The sequence below is a fragment of the Faecalibacterium sp. i25-0019-C1 genome, assembly GCF_042854225.1.
Lineage (GTDB): Bacteria > Bacillota > Clostridia > Oscillospirales > Ruminococcaceae > Faecalibacterium > Faecalibacterium taiwanense.
Map to the genome: position 1 here is coordinate 2,425,592 of NZ_AP031428.1, position 15,316 is coordinate 2,440,907.

The following is a 15,316-nucleotide window of genomic DNA, read 5'->3' on the forward strand; positions in this document are numbered from 1 at the left end:
CATGAAAGATTTGCAGTTTCCTGTCGGAATCTCGAATTTTGAGAAGATTCGAGAAGGCGGGTATTATTATATCGACAAGACCAATCTGATTTCTGAACTTCTTAGCGGAGGTATCGCTGAAGTAACATTGATCACTCGTCCTCGCCGTTTCGGAAAATCACTTGGTATGAGCACTCTCGCAAATTTTCTGGACATCCGCAAAGACAGCAAGCAACTGTTTGAGGGATTGGCGATCTCCAAAAATACGACACTTTGCAAAAAGTGGATGAATCAGTGTCCTGTGGTCTTTTTCTCTTTCAAGGACACGGACGGTCTGACCTTTGAAAGTGCCTATGGAATGCTGTGTATGAAACTGGCATTTGCATTTCAGGATTATCAGTTTCTTTTGGATGACGATGCTATTTCCGACGATGACAAAGGCATCTTTAAGCGGATTCTGGGACGCACTGCATCTATGGATGAAACCAAAAGCTGCTTTTTGCTGTTGACCCGGATGCTGGAAATCCACTTCAAAAAATCGGCGGTCGTCATTCTGGATGAGTATGATGTTCCCATTGCAAAAGCCAGCAGCAACGGATATTATTCGCAGATGCTGGACGTGATGCGGGCTATGATGAGCACCACGCTCAAAGACAATACTTCGCTTGACTTTGCTGTTATTACCGGCTGCCTGAAAATTGCCAAAGAAAGCATCTTTACCGGGACGAACAATTTTGTTTCGGATACGATTCTTTCTCCCCGGTTGAGCGAATCCTTTGGGTTTACACAGGCAGATGTAGATCAAATGCTGAAAGATGCTGATCTTGAATCGCAGTCTGCTGAAATCAAGGCATGGTACGACGGTTATCATTTTGGCGATGCAGACATTTATTGTCCGTGGGACGTAATCAGTTATCTGCGGGATTTCCAGTATGGTGTAGCACAGAAGCCGAAAAGCTATTGGAAAAACACCAGTGATAACGCCATCATCCGTTCTTTCATCGACTATGCAGGCGACAATATCACCACAAAGCTTGAAACTCTGATGGCTGGCGGCTCTATTGTTCAGCATATTGAAGAAAACCTGACCTACGATTATCTGCACTCCTCTGAGGAAAATCTTTGGAGTGTGCTGTATCTGACAGGCTATCTAACCAAGGTACGGGATAAGGATCCGACGGATTCGCTGCCGGATGGCTGCTCTGCGTTGATGATTCCCAATGCAGAGATTCGGGAAATTTTTGAAACCACTGTAAGCAAATGGTTTGATGACAGTGCAAAGGCATGGAACCGCAGCCCGTTGTTTGATGCAGTCTGGAGCGGAAACAGCGAAGCTCTGACAAAAGAAATGACCAAGCTGCTGCGCATGACCATCAGCTACCATGACTATCGGGAGGATTTTTACCACGCTTTCCTTGCAGGCATCTTTACTGGTGCTGGCTATGTGGTAGAATCCAACAAAGAGCATGGCGAGGGGCGCAGCGATGTTATTGTAAAGGATATCCGCAATGGCCGTGTGGCAATTTTTGAAGCCAAGTATGCAAAAACTCTGGATGCTCTGCCGGATGCCTGTGATACTGCCATTCAGCAGATCAATGACCGGATGTACGCAGCAGACTTCCGGGATGACTATGATGACATCCTCTGCTATGGCATCGCATTCTTCAAAAAGCGTTGCATGGTAAGGAAAAAATAATTATCTACTGGGGAGTATCTTCGGATGCTCCCCTTCACTTTTTACAGGACAATCCATTTGGATTGTCCTGTTTTTATTTGGAGGTACACAATGAAAGAAGAAAAGATCAAAGTCCTTGCGCTCCTGCCAATGGAGCTGCCAAAGGAGATTGATTTGGACAACACCCTTGAAGCCATGCAGAAATTTGTAGGCGGGCTGATCGAATGCATCACATTGAGTGACACCGGTTCAGAGGTCACACTGGTCTGCAATGATGAAGGCAAGCTGCTTGGCCTGCCGCTCAATCGTCCGCTGTGGGATGGAGCCGATGTTCTTGCCGGGCCGGGATTTCTGGCCGGATGTGACAACGAAGGGAATCTGACTTCCCTGCCGCAGAGTACAATGGATTTCTACAAAGAGAAATTCAGAGCTTTTATCATTGAAATCTAAGGAGGACAGATTATGACCTTTAATGCAATGACCGAACACTACGAAGAGATCACGGTTTGCGGAAAGCCTGCGCTGTTCACCAGCATCCGCATCAAGAGAGATACCATTCCGGATGGTCTGTACGCCTACGATGTTCGGCATGATGACGAGTGCCGGGGCATCCCTTGTGAGATCGCGCCCTTTGTGATGGTCAACCACTGGGGCACCATCATCCTTGCGGAACCGCTGGAACTGCCGGATGATGGGCGGCGATATATTGACGAAGATACCGACTGGAACTACGCTCCATTGGATGGCGAGGACACCGCCAATCACAAACCGTGCACTACCATTTCTGATTTTATGACTGCCTATGCCCACTAAAACTGTATTAAAAATACCGTATATTCTGTTTTGTATTAAAATCGGCCGTTTTCAGGCTCTTTCAAGGTGCAAAACACAGTCTTAAAAATGTCGCTCGTTATCTTTGAGCCAGAAAGGAGCACAATGAACATCTATGGCTATTGCCGCATCTCTACGGCAAAGCAGAGCATTGACCGTCAGATACCTTGTATCGTTAGTAGTAGCAATCACAAAAAGATCTGTGTCCTTTGCATCATCAATACAGGCTTGCAGACAAGCCCATTCCGGAGCATAGGGAGAGGTGGATTCTACATAGAGGTTCAAATCTTCTAAGAGCAGTATACTAGGTGCGTCCTCCTTCGCCATAGCAAATACAGCCCTTAATTCATCCAGAAAACTGTTTTCCTGACTGGTTTTACGAAAAACAAAGGGCTTTCGTTCAGATTCCTCCATCAGGATAGATGCCAGCAGACTTTTTCCAAGACCAGGATCAGATTCCATCAGCAGCCCTCTTGGAATAGAAATGCCCTTTCTTTTATAAACCTCCGGTCTTTTTAGAATATCCAGAATCTGACGCAGAATCTCTTTCGTAGATTCGTAACCGATAACTTTTTCATCAAACTTATCCATTGTATTCTCCCTTCTTATTTGCGTTTTGATTTTCTGTTCTGAATCATTTGACCTTTTGCTGTCCGAGGAATGCTTCCGTATCGAACGATATCATCGCCATACAATGCAGCTTCTCTTGACTGCCTCATTTGGATATTATTTTGAAGCAGTTCGTCAAACTCAGATTTCCATTGATTTGTTACCGTTACAAGCATATTCCACTCAGATTTCCATTGAATATGAAACATATTCTGTGTTTGAAACGATACTGCACAAACTGCAAAATGAATATGTACATTAAATCTATCCGCATGAATTCCATAGGCTGTAATATAACCGTTCTTCGCATAGATACTTGCTATTCTTTCTGCTAGAGATACTACATCCTGTGGCAAAATACAATCTGTTGCTGCGAAGGAAACAATGCGGTGTTTTGCAAACTGCGGAATACCTTTATGTCTTCTCCTGACTTCAAAAAGCATCAGGTTATAAACTGAACTCGGATCACACAAATATTCATTGGGAATCATCGCTGGCTGACAACCTGCCAAGGTATTTGTTATAGTATTCGCTCTTTGACTATCTTCTGCTGTTTTATCTAATCTAAGAATATAATGTAGTAACCGTTTTAAATCTTCCAAAGTTTCATACTTCTCATTTTTGAGTTCGATATAACACATATCTATGAACCTCCTCTTTTATCCCTTCCAGATCTTTTTCGCTTGCATAATATCCAATATTAGATATAATTTCATCAACAAGGTCTGCATCTATTTCAGTAAAGTAGATTGCGCTCTTAAATACTTCTGTTGCATTTTTACCAGTTTCATTCATTCTCTGTTGTAAATGAACTTTATCTTCATCTGTCAATCGTATACTAAAGATATTTCCCATTATAATCACCTTCTTTCTATAGAACTCATAAAGATAAATTAATCTCATTGAAAATATAGATGAGAATTTATAGAATAAAATATTATTTATGACGGCATCCGCCTCCCCCTCCTAGCAAGAATAGCCAAATGTATATACACTATACATTCGACCATTCTTGTGCGACTGTTTGTACTACAACTATTCCATTCAGCCGCTTTATCCTAATGTTAGTGTCATTAATAAAGATTAACTTTCACCTTCCTTCTGTTCTATACATTATTTAGCATTAACATTGGATTACCCGTATGTACATCACTCCATCAAGCACTACTTTCAGGCAATAGAAAACCCACATGGAACATCATCCATGTGGGCTTTTTCATGTTACCACCCAACTGATTTCAAGTGGGATTCCTGTATAATATATTCCTGTACCGCTCTCTTGGGGATCTTCCAAGATCGGCCGATCCTCATGGCCTTTATCTTTCCAGACTTCAAAAGCTTATAGGTAGTGTTCATACCGCATCCCAGCATATCAGCGACTTCTTCTGGAGTGATCAGAGTGTCATAGCAATCAAACATAACGGCAAATCCTCCTTTGGTGGGTTACTATGATGTTGCCGAAGGTCAAATCATACCAGATACAGAGAAAGGGCGACCACTTGCGTGATCGCCCATTTAGTTATCTCCTATTTACTTTCAACAGAAGCATTTTCGACAATTGGAAAAAATTTTGCTCTGAAATTCCGCCTTCGCCCGAAATTTTAGCGCACTTTGAGTTTATTTTTTTTTAGAGTGTCGAAGTCATCTTATATCGCTGATACCCATGCTGATATCCATTGTTAATTCATCCGGTTTCTGCGTTTCCCGTTCCGGTATTACACTGTATATCCATGTTGGTGAAATCGCGTTGAGGACTCCACCGATTGCCCATATCTTACATTTGTTTTGTTTACTTGGTGCCTCCAACAATTTCAAGTGTTTTAATTGTGGCATTTCCTGCCTTCTGTTGTCTATATATTTTTTCAATATATCATATGCTTTTAAGGAATCCTTTCCCGCGACAACGTAGATTCTTTGTGTCACACTTTTTAAAAATTCGACATATGCTCTTCGAGAAAAATCATTTTCATCAAAAATCACCCCATCCGTACCGAAAACTACTGGAGTAGTGCATTTTAACCGTAAATTTCTCAGGTGCCTAAGAGCATCCTCTTCTAGTACATCTAATATATTCACATCCATTGTACGGGAGATTTTCTTCAAACCCATCAAATAATTTTCAAATTCTGTAATAGCTCTACTATGATAAATCATTTCCTTTGCAAACTCATTCATCATATATTCGCTATAGCTCTCGCTCTCATAAGCCTTATTTCCAATTTTAACCAGTTCATAACAAAAAGCATCGTATGCTTTTACCAAAGCACTCTTTCGAGCTCTTTGATTTTGACCTTCATTACTATCATCCAACCATTCCCATCCTATTACCGACCCTCTACCTCTCATATGCTCAATGAATAATCGTCGCACCTCCACCATTTTATAGTCGATAGTTTCGGTTTGTTCGCTCTCTGCAATATCCCATATAATCTCTCTCACTACCGGTGCCAAAAAATCCTTTATTTTTTCTTGTGAAAAAAAGATGTATGTAGATGGAACTTTCAACGAAAAGTTGTTCGTGTACAAGAAGTCTTCTAGTTGCTCTATATATGCATCTTTTCCAAAAAGCTCTTCTTTAATTTTTTCTTCCCATCGATCGTTTCTATTATAAATTTTCTTACAATTTTCATTGAATGCTTTTATTTCGTATTTCAACCCCTCATTATTTTCTACAACTTCGTTTAGTATTGGATTGCACACTATTTTTTCGAATGATATATCTCGTGCTGATAAATACTTAAACGTCAGTAATGCACATATCAATGCATTACTAGTAAAAAAAGATTTAGCACCATTCTGATTGATGTTAAAGTTTTCCCATGGTCTATATAGCCTGAATGTTGCTCGAAGAATCGCATCTATCGCTCCATCGTAATCATCTGTACAGCACGGAGCAACTATGACTGCATCTCTTTTCAGATCTTCTTCTATAGAGTAAAGTACCAGTTGCTCTAGCCCTCCCTGATATTGCATATCCTTTCTCCTTCTTACATCACAGTATTTTTTCTATCTTCATTTCGATCACAAGATCGATTTTTTGTGACCGATTTTTTGCCGCAAAAATTTTTGTTTTCGTTTAAAATCTAAGCCACAGTAGCGGGCAACGTTCACCGATGCCTTTCTACTGTACCGCACCTTGATAATTTCATAGTGGGTAGCATACGCCAATGGAACGGTCAGACTGCCCACAAGAAAACATATTCACAAAAGGAGGTTTTTACCATGAGTAGCAAATTCATAGTCTCAAATCGAGTTCACGATCCACCCAGAGATTTTACTTCTGTACCTGCCTGTACCTATATCGACAGCAGTGGTCAGGAGTTCATTGACATGGAAACGCATCAAATGGATATAGATGCCAGAGATGCGGCCTACCGACAAGAAGTACACAATCGACTAGTTCGGCAACAGAGTGATCCTGCCCAAAAAGCTGAACTAAAAGCGCTCTTGGCCGAGTTTAATCACTTCGATAATTTTGGATTCGATGTAGATATTTACAAACGCCCTTGGATCATTAAGAAGCGGATTCCAAACGATCCTCGACCGATTCGGCGGTCATTCACATCTTGCTATGATTTCAAGGCTATTGTTGTAAGGAAAATTGAGCGTGACAAAACAACCGAATGGATTTATGTATCGTTCCGTATTCCCAACAAACCGTCCGGAGCATTCTGGCTGGAGAAAGGCGATTTTAGTCCGAAGACGTTGCTGAAGAAGTTCATGGCTGCGGGTGGCCAGATCCATTATACCGAGGACAGTAAACGGTGGGCAGATTTGTTGGCGGCTTTCATCGGTGCAATTTTAGACACTGAACACCCATACTTGCTGCCTCCTGTTGGATGGTATCAACTAGAGGATGGTCGCTGGCTCTATACGCCGCAGATGAAGGACACCTTGGCCACCCCGTTGTTGGCCACCACTGACTTGGAAAAGTTGCCCTTGGCTTTGGTCAGGATTTTAGGGATTATCAAAACTAGAATCTCTGATAAATTTGAGGGCATTCATCGTTTCTTTGCTCTTTTAGACAATGATGTTTCTACTTCAACAAGAATGACGGTTGACGACATACCAAAGCACTTCAATCAAATGCTCGATCAGCACGGCCCGGATGTCTTATTATCAGTCTACGGTGACAATCCAGGAATTGCCGCTACCGTTGGCAACTACCGTTCAGCGACAAATTTTGCCACTCTGCTTACAAGGACTATGACAGAGCCTCGTTTTCCGCTATGCCTTATCGTATCTACGAACGGCATTACTGAGTTGCAGCAGAAGCACTGTCTGTTCTTGCCTCACGAGGAAAGCCATACAGCCGCGCTGCCTCTGGCCGAAATCTTTAGCAAGCTGTGTGCCCTTGTTGAGCACAACCCAGATGCCTTCGAGCGCATCGTTGAGCGGTCTTACATAACCGCTTTAGGTTCCTTGGATGAAGAGTGCGCCTTTCGGAATGAAATCGCACTTCTAAACGTTTCATCCGTTGTTCTTTGCTGGGCATTAAAGCTCCTTAAACAACCGGATTTAGCACAAACAGCACACGAGGTCTGTCAGGCATACATAAATAATTGTTTATCCGAGTGGGACAGCTCTCTGGATTGCAACGCCAAAGAGATTTTACGCAGGGTCCTCTATTCCGCACAAGAAGCCGGGGACATTCGTCTTCTCCGCTATGGAGAGGTCGATTCTAGCTATGATCCTGACCGGGATATCGTACAAAAAGGAGGTGACTTTCTGTTGAAAGGTTCCTTACTAAAATATCTGATTTGCGAATATGCACAGGGTTATAGTGCATCTGCCATTATTTCGCATTTGCAAAGTGAGCATTTGCTCTCTGAGTTCAGCATCGCCAAAAAGATTCGTATTGACAACGGAACCTATGTAGATGCTCGACTTCTGACCTTGAAGCGCAGTTGCTTGACCGAATATGAAGATTCTGATTAAAACAGGAGGGACGGAACCATGAAGTTGAAAATAGGCTCTACCTATCAAAAAGCCGTTACAATCGTTGAAAAACTCAAGGAGGGGAACGCTTCCATTTTTATCTGTGGAAAAAGCGGCGTAGGAAAGTCTACTCTTTCCTACAATATTACAAGGGGGCTGCTGGAGTCAGGTGTTCGGATCGTAGCCATAGATCATCGGCACGCTGTGTCCCTTCCAGTAGAACTAGAACCGTATGTACATCGTCAGGACGTGTCTCAAGAGCCACTCAAGCTGCATTTGTTCGGGGCATCAGATAATCCAGCGGATGCGGCTGCATCTTTCGTTGATACGGTTGCATCCGTTATCAGGCTATCAGATGGGCAAAAGCCGTTACTGATATCCCTACTAGAAAAGGCTCTCCGTGATTCACCTGCCCCGAATGAAGCATTGGAACGATTACACCTAGAAATCCAGAATTCCCGGTCACTCGCTGCACCCGGTTTGGAAAAAGCCTTGAGTCCTTTATGGGGACAGAAGTTTTTCGAGAATGGCGATTTCGAGATTTCCCCCGGCATCACCTTGCTGGAATTAGGTTCGTTTCCGTCATCCACGCAACACATCGTTGAAGAGGTGGTTTTTGCAGCACTGTTACGAGAAGCCACTCACGAGGATTTTCCACCCACTTTCCTGTACTTGGATGAATTGAGTAACTTCCCATTGCACCAAACAAGTGCACTGGGAAAAATTCTCAACGAGGGTCGCAAATACGGATTGTACTGCTTGCTGGTTGCCCAGAGCATTCGTGTGTTCAAGTCTGAGCAACGGATTTTGCTTCAGCAATGCAAATATATAATGTATTTCCAGCCAGCGGATGAAGAGGTTCGTATGTGCGCCCGTTTAATTAGTTCGTCAGGTGGAACCAAGTTGACTTCCATACTAAAGAGTCTTCAGGTTGGTGAGTTCATGGTCTCCGGCCCAGTTTATGTAGGTGATTCTGATACGCCGACTACCAAGCCACTGGTCGTCCATAGTAAGTCACCAGAGGATGTCGTTCCTGCCAATGGCCCGCTGGCGATTCCGGTACCTTCCGATACAGAACCGATCCTGCCCCCAGCGCAGATTGACCTTCTTCTGCCGTTGGACGCTCTTGATGACTGTGACGATGAAGAAGCCGCTCCCAGCAAACCGGAAACCGTAACGGAGAACGCCTGTCCTCTGCTGCCGGATTCGCCTTCGGAGCCTTCCATTGAACCGCTGCATCTTCGTGATGAATCTTCTGCTCCACAAGAACAAAGTCAGTCACCGCAAATGCAGCTGCTTCGATCTGCCGTTTTTACATCCGTTCCTATGAACTCATATTATGGTAATTATAACTGTTCTTGGCCACCAGCACAAGTGCACCCGGCAACCTTTTCTTACCCGAACATGGATTTCAGTTCACTGATTCAACAGGATGATGCGCAGATTTCCTTTCAAGCGCTTATCACACCATAAGGCAAAATGTACGCTAATTCAAGCAGATATGCTTATCATGAAGCAATCCGCTTCGCATTCAATTTTAATTTCAGGAGGAAAACACTATGGGCGCTCCAATTTACTTTACAACGCCTCCATGTTGCCACTCCGGCGATTGTGGATACATCGATTGTAGTGCTATCACGCTGCGTGACCAGAGTCAATTTTTTAACTGCGGCTATGTCGTTCCCCCTTTAAACGCCCAATATGAGGAAGTACAACCCGATTTGCATTCTTTGGAGCGTTATGACTTCTCAAAAATGCCAGATCTTCCCTGGTACCCTTAATCGCCCTTTAAGAGTCCTATATCTCAAAAAGATATGCTTATTATGAAAAGCCACCTGTGCTTTCCATCAGTTTACGAAAGGAGAGAAAAATTATGGTTAATAAGCCGCAGGATTTTCTTACACTAACAGGTGCCGCACGTCGTGCACGGAGCGAAGGTTATGATATAACATACCACAGTCTCCGCAACCTCGTAGCCGCCGGTTACATAAGCCACGTACCGAACGGATCACGTATCTACATCTTTTACCCAAATTTGGTAAATTTCATCCAGAATGGTCTCACAGCTGAACAGAGCCTGGAGTACCAGCTCTCCCGCGCCCGTAACTAATTCGACCATCCGCCCTCGGCATCCTCCAAATGCCGGGGGCATTTTTGAAGCAAGTTCAAAGCAATAGGAGGTTCAATTCTATGTTCTGTGAAAATTGCGGTCATCAAATCTCAGATACCGCTAAATTCTGCTCTGCCTGCGGTCATCCCGTTGGCACAGCGCCATCCCCCGGTGCAGTAGCTCCACCTGCCGTTCCAGCCAAACGAGAATCGCCCCGGCTGAAAGCCTCGTCTGGCAATGGCAGCATCACACGAATGTCCGGAACACGCCGGAAGCCATGGCTGCTCCGAATGCCAATCCCTGATCCTCACACCGGAATTACAGTCATGAAGGCTGTTGGCACCTACGTCACCCGTGAAGAAGCAGAAGCTGTCCGCGCAGAGATGATGAAGCGTCCGGCCACACCCTATCAGGACTCTACCCTGCAGGACTGCTTCCGGATGTTCAAAGAGTCCCGTGAATATAAGGGCCGGTCCGATAAGGCTCGCGAGCTCTATGACATTGCGTGGAAATATCTCCGTCCGCTGTGGCACTTCAAAATTGCCGCCCTCTATGCGCAGGACTTTCAAAACATCTTAGACAAGATGGCCGATAACGGCCTGTCTCAAAGTATGTTGGAAAAAGAGCGTACTCTTATCAGTAAGCTGTATCGCACAGCCATTGGCTGGCGTGTCGTGGATGCCAACCTTGCATCTGTCCTGAAAGTCGAAGGGCGCAAATCTCCGGAACGCGAGATTTTCACGGACGAACAGGTGACGCTGATCCTGAGCCAAAAGAACACGCCCACCGGGCAGATGGTAATTGCTCTTCTGGCCTGCGGAGTGCGTATCTATGAGCTGCTGCACTTCAAACACGAAGATTTTCACCGCACGGAATCCGGTGCTTATCTGATCGGCGGCTGCAAGACCGAAGCCGGACGCAACCGCATCATTCCCATTCTCGACTTTGGCATCCCGGTTTTTGAACATGCGTATGCCACCTCTGTGGAAAACGGTCCGCTCTTTCCCAATGGAAAAGGCGGTTTCTGGAATGAGAAAAACTGGCGTAATCGCAAATTCTATCCTTTCTTGGAGGAAATCGGCATCCAGCCGAATCCTTACGACGAAAATGGTAAGCGCAAACCGGAGTTTGCCGGGAAGCTTGCCACCTATACGCCCTACACCACCCGCCATACCTACGCCAGCCTTTGTGACCGCGCAGGCGTCAACAAGGATATCCTGAAACGCGCTGTCGGGCACACGCCCAAATCCAAAACGCTGGATGAAGTCTATCTCCATCCGAAAGCGACCCAGATGATCGAAGCATTTGATAAGGCCAATCAGCTGGTCAATGATGAAGTTCTGACCACAACGAAGGCATAACAACTTCAAAGAGAAAAGCTGCCGATCCGTGAGAATTTTTCTCTCATGGATGGCAGCTTTCTTTTTTTGTTTGCACAATCTGTGTCAGGTCTCATCGCTTCATTCTTATTTAAAATTCAGCGGTGGAACTTTCTCCATCAGATCCTCTACGTTGCAATTCAGCGCACGCGCAAGGCGAAGCAGCGTTTCTGCTTGTGCTTTGTTGATGTCCTTCTGTCGCTGTTCGTACTGCTGGATGGTACGCACAGGCACATCAGCCTGTACTGCCAGTTCCGATTGGCTCAATCCGGCCAATGTGCGCATGGCTTTCAGGTTTGTTTCCGGCTTTGCCGCACGGTACAACTCGTTCATCTTGTCTGCAAACTGCCGTACATCCATCTCGTGGTAGGGCGTATACAGCAGCCGCACTTTCGTGATAGACACTGCCTGTTCAATCTCCGCAAAGCGCAGACTGGTCAGCCACTGGTAATAGGCAAGAGCCCAGCCTGTCCAGTATTCCGGGCTGCGGTCGTAGGCATACGAGGGTTTCTGCATGGGCACGGCTTCGCCCGCCTGCTCCAGTACAGCGCGGGCAAGTTCTACACCGGACAAGCCCACCAACACAGAACAATCCCCCTGCTCGAACCGGGCAGACAGTTCACTGGTCACAAACCACTGCCATGCCGTCTCCAACGGATAATGCAGATCGTTGACAAGATAATCCAACATCCGGGCAAGATTTTTCTGTGCAGCAGAAAGATAGCTTTTATCGTAAGCGTGGATCATTGGGCTTCATCTCCTCGTCGAGAATCGTGGTAATATAAAGGTCTCCCCTCTGACGGCGGTTGCGCTCCACGTCAAAATATTGGCGGCGGGCTGTCTGGTCACGGAAGGCCTTTTTCTTATACCATTCTTTAGAGTCTGCGGTCTCATAGCCGAGAAATTCCAGCTGTTCAAAGGCCGCTTTGCTTTTCAGCACGAACTGCTGCCCCAGCTTGCCCAAGCGCATGGCATTGCACAACCGGCGGTAAGAGATTGCGCCGTTGATAAAATCGGATGCAAAGGAAAAATAGCTGTCATCTGCCCTGTAGCCAATGATGATATCAGCAGACTTATAGTCGAGGTGAAAAGTGTTCATCAGGTATTCTTTGGCTTCTGCGGCCAGCGGGGCAGAAGTATCGAATTCGCGGTTCTCCAAAAGAATCGTCAGCCAATGCAGCATCGTGTAACCGGGAGCGTTCAAATCCAGAATGGTCAAACCGTCGCATTCGATTTTATACCGGTTAGCGTAGCCATTGTGGTCGATGCCAACACCCCACTCTTTGGCCATGTTGGGGTTCTGGGTGCAGTAAAAGCCGATGCCATAGTCATTGTAGGGCTTGCCATAGCCAAACTTTGGCTTTTCAATAATATGATCCGAACCGTGATAAATTGTTTTTTCCACAGAACCACCTCCTTGCTCTAATTATACTCCCGCAGGAGTATACATGCAAGAGCTTTATGCGATGCTGCGGCACAAATTCGGCACCTATTGGAACCAAACCGAAACCTATGAAGCCTTGAAAATTTATATCCAGATGGATATGGATGGCTTGCAGGATGCGGTTGTCCGAATGCTGGCAGGCGAAGCCATAAAAATCAACACGGGCACTTTCAGCAATGACATGACCACCTTTGCCAGCAAAGACGATGTTCTGACCCTGCTGGTGCATTTGGGTTATCTGACCTACAATAGTATAGATGAATCCGTAACTATTCCCAACAAGGAAGTCTCGCAGGAATATGTCAATGCCCTCAGCACGATGAACTGGCACGGTGTGACGGCTTAAGATATACAAAAAATCGCCAATGCATGAGAGAAAAATCTCTCACGTTTGGCGATTTCCTTTTTACCCTAAAAGCACTCTTGCTCTGCGCTGTACCTCTTTTTCGATCATCTTCAAGCGATTTGGCGGCAGATTATAACGTGTCGCTCTGCGGTCAAAATGGAAATCCAGCAGCTTATGGAGCATCGCACGGTGACGAGGTTTCATTGCGCTCTTTGCAGCTGCAAAGAAATCATCGTATGCAAGCGGAAGCAGTGTGCGGGCATATTCATCAAATGCTTTCTGGTTGTCCCAAAGATCCGTTCCGCCCAGACTGAACAGCGAGTTTCCGTGGTCAAACAGCGGTGCGGGTGCCGCAATCGTGTTGGTCTTATTATCTACCAACACACCAAAATTTCCATAGTGGCGGTCTGTATTACAGATGATTGCATCAAAGACCAGCATATCTTCCAGCGCATCCACAAAGTTCTGACCTAACGTCTGATAATACGCTAAAATCGCTTTTATTCCGCCTTTGGACACAAGCTGTCCGATGGGAATATAAGAATACTCTTTGCTGGTGAACAGCTCACACTTAGAACAAAGCGTCTTTTTCAGATCTTTTGTCAGGGTGTAGCGAATCGCATTCACGCCCATCACCTGTGCAACTTGATAAGCATACAGTTCCGAGTACGGTTCAAATCCCAGATTACTGAACCCTGACGTGCCACCTTTATAAAGATAGATTTTTCCGTTTTGTCTGCGCCAGCATTTTGGCAGCATCCCGTTGGTCGAGAACTCCGGGCAGGACGCAAGCGAAGTTCGTATGCTGCTGCCATATCCTGTAAAGGCGATTGCTGCCAGCACCTGACTGAATCGGTTATCGTAAAGATTTACTTTTTCAAAGGTGTCACCGGAGCCCTCTGCATCTACCCAAAAGCAATCATTGAGTGAAAGACCTTTATTGGCTGCAATAATTCCAAGCGGTCGATTCAAAGAAAGCCCCACCTTAGAGAGCAGAGCATCTACATACGCTCGGTTCTTCGGAATTGTGCGATGCCGCAGCCAGCGTTCTACACCATCTTCTGATACAGTCAGGTTCAAAGGTAAAAAGGAACGGTTTTCTTCGTAGACCTTTATAATATGGAGGTCAGTATCTGCACTGTCCATGTTTGCTTCAAAGGTAAGCAGTGGCAAATCAAAATGCCGGATGGTGTAGCGCACAGCGATTTCTCCTTTCATCCATGATCTTTTCCTTTATTGTACGGCATCAGAATCCGAATGAAAAGTGCCACCGTCATTCTGCACAAAATTCGAGAATAAAATTTTATACCCAAAAATCTGCAAAAATCGGGTTTACGGAGCCATTTTGCCGTTCCTCCCCGAATTTTGCTACAGATCTGCTACAAACTTGCTACAAACGACTGAAAAGGGGGCCTCCTACACGTTTCATTATCAATATGCAAAAGTGAATCCATTTCACTTTTGCATATTAAAAAGCACGTAAGTACAAGAAAAAGCCGCTTACCTTTTCAGGTAAACGGCCTTACGTCTGGTGGAGAATTAGGGACTCGAACCCCAGACCCCCTGCGTGTGATGCAGGTGCTCTAACCAGCTGAGCTAATCCTCCATATTTTGTTTTGTGCGTTCCGAACTGGAACGTGATTATTATAGCACGGCCTTTGCCAAAATGCAAGCCCTAATTTTAAAAAAATCACACTTTTTGTATCCGCTTTCCGGTTGCCCTTTGATGCCAAATCGTGTATACTGATCACAGAAACTTTCCCACCGGGAAAAGAGGTACAAAAAATGCTGACACTTCGTGGAATCATTACGCTGATCGTTCTGATCGTTCTGTTTGCACTGGCCGTTGTGTGGATCTCCAAGCAGGGCGGCTGGAAGGGCGAGGGCTGCGGCGGCAACTGTGCATCCTGCCACAGCCACTGCGAAAAACAGGATCCGAACAAAAAAGCCTGAGTTCAAAAATGCCCCCGGACATTGCCTGCTGGCAGCGTCCGGGGGCATTCTG

At 45.3% G+C, this 15,316-nt stretch carries 16 protein-coding genes and 1 tRNA gene; 8 read left to right on the top strand and 9 right to left on the bottom strand.

All coding sequences use genetic code 11. The features are described 5' to 3' along the window. Window position 1: 1 nt before the first annotated feature. From ACGHUK_RS11955 to ACGHUK_RS11965, 3 genes are all read left to right on the top strand, one after another. Window positions 2–1,675 carry an AAA family ATPase gene (locus tag ACGHUK_RS11955; protein ID WP_390574411.1) on the top strand — a complete coding sequence of 558 codons (1,674 nt, stop codon included), beginning with the start codon at window positions 2–4 and terminating at the stop codon, window positions 1,673–1,675. A gap of 90 nt (window positions 1,676–1,765) precedes the next feature. Next, the gene (locus ACGHUK_RS11960; RefSeq protein ID WP_005924129.1) at window positions 1,766–2,104 is read left to right on the top strand and encodes a DUF3846 domain-containing protein; all 339 of its coding nucleotides are present in this window, start codon (window positions 1,766–1,768) and stop codon (window positions 2,102–2,104) included. Between the two features lie 12 nt (window positions 2,105–2,116). Continuing rightward, the gene (locus tag ACGHUK_RS11965) at window positions 2,117–2,467 is read left to right on the top strand and encodes an LPD28 domain-containing protein (RefSeq protein ID WP_112145919.1); all 351 of its coding nucleotides are present in this window, start codon (window positions 2,117–2,119) and stop codon (window positions 2,465–2,467) included. An 81-nt stretch (window positions 2,468–2,548) separates the two neighbouring features. Here the strand turns inward: ACGHUK_RS11965 and ACGHUK_RS11970 are convergent, their stop codons facing one another. The 5 genes from ACGHUK_RS11970 to ACGHUK_RS11990 form a co-directional block, all read right to left on the bottom strand. Beyond that, window positions 2,549–3,076, bottom strand: a complete 528-nt coding sequence (locus ACGHUK_RS11970) for an AAA family ATPase (RefSeq protein WP_390574412.1) — start codon at window positions 3,074–3,076, stop codon at window positions 2,549–2,551. A 14-nt stretch (window positions 3,077–3,090) separates the two neighbouring features. Next, entirely contained in the window at window positions 3,091–3,735 is a 645-nt protein-coding gene (locus ACGHUK_RS11975) for a relaxase/mobilization nuclease domain-containing protein (RefSeq protein ID WP_390574413.1), read from the bottom strand. Beyond that, complete coding sequence (locus ACGHUK_RS11980; RefSeq protein ID WP_204987168.1) at window positions 3,710–3,949, bottom strand: hypothetical protein; 240 nt, start codon at window positions 3,947–3,949, stop codon at window positions 3,710–3,712. Before ACGHUK_RS11980 ends, ACGHUK_RS11975 begins: the two co-directional genes overlap by 26 nt. Window positions 3,950–4,315: 366 nt before the next feature. Further along, window positions 4,316–4,513 carry a helix-turn-helix domain-containing protein gene (locus ACGHUK_RS11985; RefSeq protein WP_120020635.1) on the bottom strand — a complete coding sequence of 66 codons (198 nt, stop codon included), beginning with the start codon at window positions 4,511–4,513 and terminating at the stop codon, window positions 4,316–4,318. 222 nt (window positions 4,514–4,735) lie between these two features. Next, window positions 4,736–6,067, bottom strand: coding sequence for a hypothetical protein (locus ACGHUK_RS11990; RefSeq protein WP_390574414.1), 1,332 nt, complete (start codon window positions 6,065–6,067; stop codon window positions 4,736–4,738). 249 nt (window positions 6,068–6,316) lie between these two features. Here ACGHUK_RS11990 and ACGHUK_RS11995 point away from each other — a divergent pair, with 249 nt between their 5' ends. The 3 genes from ACGHUK_RS11995 to ACGHUK_RS12005 all read left to right on the top strand — a co-directional run bounded on the left by ACGHUK_RS11995 (window position 6,317) and on the right by ACGHUK_RS12005 (window position 11,503). Then, window positions 6,317–8,032: a hypothetical protein gene (locus ACGHUK_RS11995; RefSeq protein ID WP_390574415.1), complete on the top strand. Its 1,716-nt coding sequence runs from the start codon at window positions 6,317–6,319 to the stop codon at window positions 8,030–8,032. Window positions 8,033–8,050: 18 nt separating this feature from the next. Beyond that, entirely contained in the window at window positions 8,051–9,505 is a 1,455-nt protein-coding gene (locus tag ACGHUK_RS12000) for a hypothetical protein (RefSeq protein WP_390574416.1), read from the top strand. A gap of 717 nt (window positions 9,506–10,222) precedes the next feature. Further along, window positions 10,223–11,503 carry a zinc-ribbon domain-containing protein gene (locus ACGHUK_RS12005; protein ID WP_173012886.1) on the top strand — a complete coding sequence of 427 codons (1,281 nt, stop codon included), beginning with the start codon at window positions 10,223–10,225 and terminating at the stop codon, window positions 11,501–11,503. A gap of 105 nt (window positions 11,504–11,608) precedes the next feature. On the opposite strand, the gene ACGHUK_RS12010 is transcribed toward ACGHUK_RS12005, so the two are convergent. Next, the gene (locus ACGHUK_RS12010) at window positions 11,609–12,268 is read right to left on the bottom strand and encodes a helix-turn-helix domain-containing protein (RefSeq protein WP_390574417.1); all 660 of its coding nucleotides are present in this window, start codon (window positions 12,266–12,268) and stop codon (window positions 11,609–11,611) included. Next, a complete protein-coding gene (locus ACGHUK_RS12015; protein WP_390574418.1) occupies window positions 12,249–12,926 on the bottom strand; it encodes a DUF3990 domain-containing protein in 678 nt (225 codons plus the stop codon). The genes ACGHUK_RS12010 and ACGHUK_RS12015 overlap by 20 nt, the downstream gene beginning before the upstream one ends. Before the next feature lie 43 nt (window positions 12,927–12,969). On the opposite strand from ACGHUK_RS12015, the gene ACGHUK_RS12020 reads away from it, so the two are divergent. Then, complete coding sequence (locus ACGHUK_RS12020; protein WP_390574419.1) at window positions 12,970–13,311, top strand: hypothetical protein; 342 nt, start codon at window positions 12,970–12,972, stop codon at window positions 13,309–13,311. 60 nt (window positions 13,312–13,371) lie between these two features. Here ACGHUK_RS12020 and ACGHUK_RS12025 read toward each other — a convergent pair whose 3' ends face one another. Then, complete coding sequence (locus ACGHUK_RS12025) at window positions 13,372–14,529, bottom strand: XRE family transcriptional regulator (protein ID WP_390574420.1); 1,158 nt, start codon at window positions 14,527–14,529, stop codon at window positions 13,372–13,374. Between the two features lie 311 nt (window positions 14,530–14,840). Continuing rightward, window positions 14,841–14,917: transfer RNA gene (locus ACGHUK_RS12030), tRNA-Val, on the bottom strand. A gap of 179 nt (window positions 14,918–15,096) precedes the next feature. Between ACGHUK_RS12030 and ACGHUK_RS12035 the strand changes: the two genes are divergently transcribed. Next, window positions 15,097–15,264, top strand: coding sequence for a FeoB-associated Cys-rich membrane protein (locus tag ACGHUK_RS12035; RefSeq protein WP_044953787.1), 168 nt, complete (start codon window positions 15,097–15,099; stop codon window positions 15,262–15,264). Window positions 15,265–15,316: the final 52 nt, after the last annotated feature.

Bases quoted from the DNA above. Each gene is read 5' to 3' on its own strand.
- ACGHUK_RS11955 (WP_390574411.1), top strand. From the start codon at position 2: ATGAAAGATTTGCAGTTTCCTGTCGGAATCTCGAATTTTGAGAAGATT.
- ACGHUK_RS11960 (WP_005924129.1), top strand. From the start codon at position 1,766: ATGAAAGAAGAAAAGATCAAAGTCCTTGCGCTCCTGCCAATGGAGCTG.
- ACGHUK_RS11965 (WP_112145919.1), top strand. From the start codon at position 2,117: ATGACCTTTAATGCAATGACCGAACACTACGAAGAGATCACGGTTTGC.
- ACGHUK_RS11970 (WP_390574412.1), bottom strand. From the start codon at position 3,076: ATGGATAAGTTTGATGAAAAAGTTATCGGTTACGAATCTACGAAAGAG.
- ACGHUK_RS11975 (WP_390574413.1), bottom strand. From the start codon at position 3,735: ATGTGTTATATCGAACTCAAAAATGAGAAGTATGAAACTTTGGAAGAT.
- ACGHUK_RS11980 (WP_204987168.1), bottom strand. From the start codon at position 3,949: ATGGGAAATATCTTTAGTATACGATTGACAGATGAAGATAAAGTTCAT.
- ACGHUK_RS11985 (WP_120020635.1), bottom strand. From the start codon at position 4,513: ATGTTTGATTGCTATGACACTCTGATCACTCCAGAAGAAGTCGCTGAT.
- ACGHUK_RS11990 (WP_390574414.1), bottom strand. From the start codon at position 6,067: ATGCAATATCAGGGAGGGCTAGAGCAACTGGTACTTTACTCTATAGAA.
- ACGHUK_RS11995 (WP_390574415.1), top strand. From the start codon at position 6,317: ATGAGTAGCAAATTCATAGTCTCAAATCGAGTTCACGATCCACCCAGA.
- ACGHUK_RS12000 (WP_390574416.1), top strand. From the start codon at position 8,051: ATGAAGTTGAAAATAGGCTCTACCTATCAAAAAGCCGTTACAATCGTT.
- ACGHUK_RS12005 (WP_173012886.1), top strand. From the start codon at position 10,223: ATGTTCTGTGAAAATTGCGGTCATCAAATCTCAGATACCGCTAAATTC.
- ACGHUK_RS12010 (WP_390574417.1), bottom strand. From the start codon at position 12,268: ATGATCCACGCTTACGATAAAAGCTATCTTTCTGCTGCACAGAAAAAT.
- ACGHUK_RS12020 (WP_390574419.1), top strand. From the start codon at position 12,970: ATGCAAGAGCTTTATGCGATGCTGCGGCACAAATTCGGCACCTATTGG.
- ACGHUK_RS12025 (WP_390574420.1), bottom strand. From the start codon at position 14,529: ATGAAAGGAGAAATCGCTGTGCGCTACACCATCCGGCATTTTGATTTG.
- ACGHUK_RS12035 (WP_044953787.1), top strand. From the start codon at position 15,097: ATGCTGACACTTCGTGGAATCATTACGCTGATCGTTCTGATCGTTCTG.